General features: G+C 69.3%; 5 protein-coding genes. 2 read left to right on the top strand and 3 right to left on the bottom strand.

All coding sequences use genetic code 11. From position 1 onward, the window contains the following. A partial coding sequence (locus MJ785_RS18770; protein ID WP_239382066.1) for a serine/threonine-protein kinase occupies positions 1 to 1,389 on the bottom strand: 1,389 nt, incomplete at its 3' end. Between the two features lie 848 nt (positions 1,390 to 2,237). Next, positions 2,238 to 3,074, bottom strand: a complete 837-nt coding sequence (locus tag MJ785_RS18765) for an oxidoreductase (protein ID WP_239382064.1) — start codon at positions 3,072 to 3,074, stop codon at positions 2,238 to 2,240. 1,031 nt (positions 3,075 to 4,105) lie between these two features. On the opposite strand from MJ785_RS18765, the gene MJ785_RS18760 reads away from it, so the two are divergent. Together MJ785_RS18760 and MJ785_RS18755 are read left to right on the top strand one after the other, a co-directional pair. Further along, on the top strand, positions 4,106 to 5,146 hold the full coding sequence (locus MJ785_RS18760) for a cation diffusion facilitator family transporter (RefSeq protein ID WP_239382062.1): 1,041 nt from the start codon (positions 4,106 to 4,108) through the stop codon (positions 5,144 to 5,146). Positions 5,147 to 5,829: 683 nt separating this feature from the next. Then, on the top strand, positions 5,830 to 6,606 hold the full coding sequence (locus tag MJ785_RS18755) for a VOC family protein (RefSeq protein ID WP_239313417.1): 777 nt from the start codon (positions 5,830 to 5,832) through the stop codon (positions 6,604 to 6,606). A gap of 51 nt (positions 6,607 to 6,657) precedes the next feature. Here MJ785_RS18755 and MJ785_RS18750 read toward each other — a convergent pair whose 3' ends face one another. Next, positions 6,658 to 7,905 carry an acyl-CoA dehydrogenase family protein gene (locus tag MJ785_RS18750; RefSeq protein WP_239382060.1) on the bottom strand — a complete coding sequence of 416 codons (1,248 nt, stop codon included), beginning with the start codon at positions 7,903 to 7,905 and terminating at the stop codon, positions 6,658 to 6,660. Between the last annotated feature and the right edge of the window lie 50 nt (positions 7,906 to 7,955).

The following is a 7,955-nucleotide window of genomic DNA, read 5'->3' as shown; positions in this document are numbered from 1 at the left end:
GGGGGTCCATCGGGCGATGCCGTATTCATCGCGAGCTGGGTCGTTCAGATTCGGGTCGAAACCGCTCTCGGCCTCCAGCATCGCCGCGACGAGCGCCGGGCTCACACTGGGCTCGTCGCACATGGTGCCAGCAGCGATGATCAGGCTGAGGAACTGCTCCGGGATGCCCGCGTCCGTGTTCAACCATTGGGACGCGGCATCGACAGGGGAGGGTTCTGCGGAGGAAGCCTTCGTGAGCGGGCCCACGGTGCTCAATCCGGCCACGGACACCGTGCCCGCCTCGGTGGAGGAACGGCCCGCCTCGTCGGGCAGGAGTGTCAGGACCAGGGGTATGGCGATCGTGGCCGCCGCCGTGGCCACGGCCACGGCCTGGCCGCGGCCACGAAACCGGTGGCGCCGGATCGCCTGCCGCGACCGGCCGGACGTTCGCGTACCGGCCAAAGACTGGGCACGCGCCAGCAGATCGGCGGCGTTGTGCCGGCTGCGCGTCTGGTGGTCCGGCGCGAGACAGTCGGCGATGAACGAGCGCCATCCGGGTGACAGCCCGGGATCGAGCGACAGGGCCTGTCGGCCGGCCGCGTACTCGGCGATCGCGGCGACGCGCGATCTGGCCGTGGCGCCGAGGAAGGGATGACGGCCGGTCAACGCGAGGTGAGCAGTGACACCGAGCGCCCAGATGTCCAGTGTGGTGCGTACGGCCGAGCCGCGATCGGTGAGCAGCTGTTCCCCGCGTTCGGGCGGAACGTAGTCCGACGAGCCCATGGGGGGCAGGTAGCCATGCGTTCCTTCTAATTCCGTAGCCAGGCCGAAATCGGTCAGGCGGGTCGACCCGTCGGCCATACGTAACACATTCGCCGGCTTGAGGTCACCGTGTAGCCATCCCTGGGAATGGAGGAAGGCAGTCCCCTCGCAGATTTCGACGATCATCCGGGCGGCGTCCGGTGCCGGGCCGTCACTGCGGCGTAACAGGGCATCCAGGCTCTCCTCGGCGAGCTCCATGACGAGCACGGTCGCCCCGTCCAGCTCGCCGTGTTCGGGGTCGTCGACGGTGAGCGCCTCAAAGAGGCGCACCAGCCGGGGGTGACTCAACCGCCGGTACAGGTCGAGCTCGCGGGCGGCCATCGCCGCCATGTGCGCCAGCTGGCGAGCCGTGACCGTGCCGGTGGGAAGGAACTTCAGCGCCGTCTGGGCAGGCGGGCGCGCACGGCCGGGCAACCCGCAGCCCGCGCCCGGACGGCTGTCGTCGTCCCCGCCGACCTCGCCCGCGGGCTCCGCCAGCTCGCCGCGATACACACTCCCCCAGCTCCCGGTGGCAATCCCGTCGACGACCCGCCATTGTCCCACCAGGTATCCGGGCGGGACGGTGACAGCCCAGGTGATCCCGTCCATCCGACACTCCTCGGGTAGACAATACGCGAACAAGGAAACGGGCGCGGCCTTCGGGATTCCGACAATCGGCTCCGTTCCAGGTTCCCGCTTCCGCTCCCCAGCTCGTCAATATAGGGAAAAAAGTGGCTCTCGGGACTGTCAACTCTCCGGCTCCGCCACGATTCCAACAGATGAAAATCTGCCACGATTCCAACAGATGAAAAGAGCAACTCGCGTTGACCGGCGATCAAGCTTCGGGTGGGGCCAGCAGCAGGCCGCCCGTGACCGCCGAGGCCGCCAGCCATGGCGACACCGCGCCGAGCACCGGCCACCGCGGAAACCGCGTCGACGAACGCCGAACCCGCCGTGGGAATGTCAAGCGATCTGGTTCTGGCACGGATCTTGTGATCTGACTGCCCCAGACCGCATGTGGGCTGCTATTCCCACGCTGTAGTCACGTGCTAGGTGTGACTTCCCTGACCTTAGTGGTCGGCGCTGGAAGTTCATCCAGGGCCTGCCGGCGCCAGCCGGCGCCTCGCGTCATCGCTCCCCGCACATCGCTTCGCGATGCACGGGTACCCCGGCTCGTCGGCCCCGGTGGAACACCGCTGCCAGGGCCTCCTCCGCCTCGCGACGCATCCACCTGGCATCCGACAACCCCCGAAGGACTTCCAGCGCCAACCACTTGGGGTTCTCCTGCCGCATCGGCAGGAGGTGATCGTGGATCGGGTCGACCGGACCGGTGACGGGCTGCGCCCGTGCGAAAATCCCGCGCCGGCCGGAGGTTGCCCGCCGCCGCATCCCTCTCCAGTACCGACCGCGCAACCGCACGACGGCGGTTGCGCGGTCAGGGCGGGCCGCGATGCTGTTCACTCGGCGCCCCAGCCCTGCCTCCGCAGATAGGCGTCGAACACGCGGGCGCCCAGCAACCGGCGGGTGTGCACGAGCACCTTGGCCGCGGGGGTGACCAGGTACCGGGTGCGCGGCCTGATGGCGGTGACGGCGTCTTCGATCACCTTGGCGACGGCCTCAGGCGGGGCGGACAGCAGGGTCGACTGGTAGGACCGGGCCATCTTCTCATCGGCGGCGGCGTTGAGGGCGGCGTAGGGCCCGGACGGGGCTGCCGATCCGGCAAGCGTGTGGGCGGCGGTAGCACCGAATCCGGTACGGATCAGGCCGGGCTCGATGAGGCTGACCTTGATGCCGAAAGAAGCCGTCTCGAAACGCAATGCGTCGGTGAGAGCTTCCACGGCGTATTTGCTGGCATGGTAGTAACCACCGGCGGGGAAGACGAGCCGGCCGCCCATGGAGCCGACGTTGACGATCCGGCCCCGGCCGGCGGCTCGCATGCTGGGCAGGACGAGCTGGGTCATGCGCGCGAGCCCGAACACGTTGGTCTCGAACTGGCGGCGCACACTGTCCAGGTCGGCTTCCTCGATGGTTCCGTACTCTCCGTAACCAGCATTGTTCACCAGAGCACCGACGGCGCCGTGCTCGGCTTCGACCAGGGCGACGGCGGCGCGCATGGACTTCTCGTCGGTGACGTCCAGCGCGAGTGTCCGAACGCCGGCCCCGGCGAGGTCGGTCATGCTCTCAGCGCGGCGGGCGGTGGCGTAGACGGTCAGGCCGGGATGACCGGCCAGCCGCCGCGCGGTGGCCCGGCCGATACCCGAGGACGTTCCGGTGATCAGTACTGCGGCGGTCATGCGGACTCCTGGATGGTGGTCTGCGGATGTTTCAGGCCCGCGGCAAGCAGCGCCACGGCCTGGTGTAGCCAGCGGCCCTGGCGCCGGCGCCGGGGCCGGGGCCGGGGCCGGGGCCAGGCAGAGCGGCCTCCAAGCGGACTCGACCGTGTCAGCCCTCGAGACGAACGATCATCGCCGTCACACAAACAGCCCAGAAACGTTCCGCTCGGCTCGCACGCTGATTGTTTCCATGCTCCCCTCCCGTACTCTCGGAGAACGGCACGGAAAGAGCGCACATGACGCACCCACGGCCCGCGCCTACATCTTGAACAGTATCCGTTGGGTATTTAAGAGCGCCCGGCAATAGGGGTGTGGATCAAGGAGTGGGGCTGGGGTACGTGCATCGCGAGGCGGCGGAGGGAGCCACCGGAGGTGGTGGGTGGCGACTGACGAGCCGGGGTACCCGTGCATCGCGCAGCGATGGACGGGCAGCGATGCGGCGAGGTGCGTGCCCCAGCCCCGCGACGCCGCGTCCCCTATTGCCGGTCGCTCTTAAGTCGCGGAGTGCTCGGGTGGGTGTGAAAGGTGCTGCGATCTGCGCTTGTGCTAACGAGTCGGGCTGTCCTCGGGCTGTCCTCGGGCGGTCCCAGCGCAGCCGGTGGCCTGCGCCAGCGGCGCCCTTGCGGGGTAGCCGTTCAAACAGGGGACCCGGTACGGCTACCCGATGGGCAAGGGCGTGCTGTAGGGATCGGAGGACCCATGCCGCCCCGTCCTCTCGGACAGTGGACTCCAGGTCCGCTGTCCACGGGACCGGGACCGGGACCGGGACCGACACCCGCCATCGGCCCGCGCGAGAACCGGAAGATCCTGCTCAACCATCCCGGCGCACCCTCTGAACACTGCTCATCTTGGGCTATGACGAGCAGTAGCCGACGGCGAAGATCGATTCGAGCGGGGCACCGCGAGTCGCTGAACGCACCGTCGGGGCAGGTGCGTTGCGATGGTAGATGCCAGCACACCGCATTGATCGTTTTTGTCTATCGTCGCGAGACATGGACACCGGCCACGGGCATGCTCACGGCGGGCACACGCACAAGAACGGGCATGACCATCACCCAGCCGGGCGGTGGGCACAGCTTCGCCACCGGCTGTCGGACCTGGTCGGGGGGCACAGCCACGACAGCGCCGACCAGATCGACGACGTGTTGGAAGCCGACGCCGCCGGCCGCCGCGCCCTGCTGATCAGCCTGGCCGGCCTCGGCCTGACCGCGACCCTGCAAGCCGTCGTCGTCATGCTGTCCGGGTCGGTGGCGCTGCTTGGCGACACCTTGCACAACATCGCCGACGCGCTCACCGCGGTCCCGCTCCTCCTCGCCTTCACCCTCACGCGCCGCCCGCCCACCACCCGGTTCACCTACGGCTACGGCCGTGCCGAAGACCTCGCCGGACTCGCCGTCCTCGCAATGATCACCCTGTCGAGTGCGCTCGCCGCCTGGGCTGCGATCGACCGCCTGCTCCACCCCCAGCACATCAACCACCTCGCCGCGGTGGCCGCAGCCGGGCTCGTCGGCTTCGCCGGCAACGAGATCGTCGCCCGCTACCGCATCCTCGTCGGCCACCAGATCGGCTCCGCAGCCCTCGTCGCCGACGGCCTGCACGCCCGCACTGACGGCTTCACCAGCCTCGCGGTTGTCCTCGGCGCCGTCGGCGTCGCCCTGGACTGGCGCTGGGCCGACCCCGTCGCCGGCCTGGCGATCACCGTTGCGGTCCTCGGGGTGCTACGCTCCGCCGCCCGCGTCGTCGGCGCCCGGCTCATGGACGCTGTCGACCCCGAGACGGTCGCCGAAGCCACCCGAACCCTCCTGCACACCGACGGCATCGAAACCGTCCGCGAACTGCGCCTGCGCTGGATCGGCCACACTCTGCGCGCCGAAGCCGACGTTACCGTCGACCCGGATCTGACGCTGACCGCCGCCCACGACGTCGCGCACGCCGCGGAAGCCCACCTCCTGCGCCACATCCGCCGGCTATCGGCCGCGACCATCCACACCAGCCCCGCCCATCACGACACCGCCGCTGTCGCGGCGCCATAACCTTCCATCACAGTTCACGGTCGGTGACGGCCAAGGCAGCCAGATCCTGTCCGCGGCATCTCAACGCTGCTGAACTTCCCGACAGCGCAGCCCAGGATCCTGCTCAAATAGCCGCGAGCCCCCAGGCCGGCTGCGCATCTATCCGCATAAGGAGGACAGGATGCTGGTCAACCCCGAGAAAGTGGGCACCACCCGCCATCGCTATCGGGGCACGGTTATCCCCACTCCCTGACCGACCGCAGGATGCGAAGAACATGTAACCCGCTGGGCTAAAAGGCGCCCGCCGACTTCTCACCACGTGCCGACGCAGCATCGTCCGCCATGCGACAGCCATAGCTGTCACCCAACAGGCCGACAACTATGGTTGTCGAACAAGATCGCTGTACGGGTTGCACGCCTATGCTGATAGTCATAGTGGACTGGCCGGTTCGGGTCATTGATCGCTGGCATACTGCCCAGCGTCACAGCGTTGCAGCGTTGCAGGTCAGCCCTTGGTAGGCCGGCAGGGCTTGCCCTCTCTCCCGGGATCCCCTTCCGTTCCTCCTCCCCGGTCAGTCCGCTCCCGCGTGATACCGGGCATCTATCGCGGCGAGTGCCCGCACGTGGGAACTGGCAGAGCCGTCCGGGGATGTCAAGGATGGGTAGGCAGACCTATATCCGACAGGCCCGAAGGAGACAATCTCATGGTCAACATCACGAGCAATCCACCGACGGGGACACCTACCTGGCTCGACCTTGGCATTCCCGACATTCAACGCGCAAAGGAGTTCTACGGCGCGCTGTTCGGCTGGGAGTTCGAGGAAGGCCCGCCCGAGACCGAGGGCTACACGATGTGCCTGCTGCGCGGGCAGCCGGTCGCGGCCGTCATGGCAAACCCTGACCCGCAGGCCGCTTCTTTCTGGTGGAACCTCTACTTCGCCAGCGATGACTGTGACGGCACCGCCAAGCACATCGCCGACGCTGGTGGCCAGCTGGTCATGGCGCCCATGGACGTGATGGACGCCGGGCGGATGGCGATCGCGCGCGACCCGGCCGGCGCGCAGTTCGGCCTCTGGCAGGGGCGTACGCACCCCGGCGCGCGCATTGTCGACGAGCCCGGTTCCCTGGCGTGGAACGAGCTGCGCACTCCCGCCGCCGAGGCGACCCGCACGTTCTACCAGGCGATTTTCGACTACACCCTGGAACCCGTGCGGACGCCCGACATCGACTACACGCTGCTGCACCGCCCGGACGGCCACATAGTCGGCGGGATCCACGGCGTGGCCGACGCGCGCTCCTCATCCTGGATCACCTACTTCCAGGTGGACGACACCGATGCGGCCGCCCGGCGGATTGTCGACGCTGGCGGCACCATCTCCGGCGCGCCCCAGGACTCCCCCTACGGACGTATCGCCGCCGCTGAGGACCCGTTCGGCGTGGAGTTCCACATCGTCGCCTCCCTGGCGAACCCACCTGGGTAGCGGGCCAGGCGGGCGCGGCGCGAGCCGCGGGCCGGGTCTGGCGGCCACCGCTCAGGATCGGGACAGTCCGGACCAGGGGACGTCCTTGTCGGCCCGTGGCTCGGCCGGCAGACCCAGCACCCGCTCGCCGATGATGTTCCGCTGGATCTGGTCGGTCCCACCAGCGAGCCGGTAGCCGGGCGCGCCCAGCAGGTGCTCCGTCCAGGCGAATCCTTCGCCGGTGTCAGCCGCGGCCCGGCCGCCGAGCAGGTCGACGGCGAGCTCCCCGGTTCGGGTCAGCACGTCGGACGCGACCAGCTTGCCGACCGAGGCCGCCGGCCCCGGCGGCATCCCGGCGGCGGCGGCCCGCGCCACCCGCCCGGCGGTGGCGGCCCGCAGCACCGTCCGGATGTGGAGATCGGCGAGCTGCTGGCGGACGACCGGGTCGCCGGCCCGGCCAAGCGAACGGGCGAGTTCCAGCACGTCGTCGAAGGTTCCGCCCTTACGCCGAGTCACCGAACCGGACGCGGTGCGTTCGAAGGACAGCGTCGCGTTCGCCACCCGCCAGCCGTTGCCGACAGCACCGACGCGCAGGCTGTCGGGGATCCGGACGCCGGTGAGGAAGACCTCGTTGAACGACGTCCCCCCGCTCATCTGCCGGATCGGACGGATCTCGATACCGGCGGCGCCCATGGGCACGAGGAACGCGGTGATCCCGGCGTGCTTGGGCACGTCCGGGTCGGTGCGAGCGAGCAGCAGGCCGTAGTCGGCGAACCGCGCGCCAGATGACCAGACCTTCTGCCCATCCGCCACCCAGCCGTCCCCGGTATCCCCGGTATCCCCGGTATCACGGACGGCACGACAGGACAGCGCCGCCAGATCGGAACCGGCTCCGGGCTCGCTGAACAGCTGGCAGGCGAGCAGGTCGGTACGCAGCAGCGGGCCGACGAACCGTTCCCGCAGGGCGGGCGTACCGAACATCGCCAAGGCCGGGCCGACCAGGCCGGTCGTGACGCTGATCAACTCGGTGGACGGCGGCACGGCGAACGCGCGTTCCTCGTCGGCGAAGGCGGCCGCGAACAGCGCGGGCAGACCGGCACCGCCCTGCTCGACCGGCAGCGTGAGTGCGCCATAGCCGGCGTCATACCGGGCCCGCCGGTATGCCCGGACGTTGTCCAGCAGCGTGCGTTCGTCGGCGTCGGAGAGGTTGCGGAACACCGCGAGATCGCGCGGACCGCCGGTTGCCGCGGGCGCGGCGACGGTGGCGGCGAGCCAGCGCCGTACCTCGGTACGCCAGGTCGCGAGTTCCGGAGTGCTCATCGGTGGTGCTGCCCCCTTCGCCGGTCGTGTTCAGACGTTGACGTCCTCCC

The organism is Protofrankia sp. CiT1 (genome assembly GCF_917627335.1).
Classification (GTDB): Bacteria; Actinomycetota; Actinomycetes; order Frankiales; family Frankiaceae; genus Protofrankia.
This window is presented reverse-complemented; position numbering and strand designations above follow the sequence as displayed.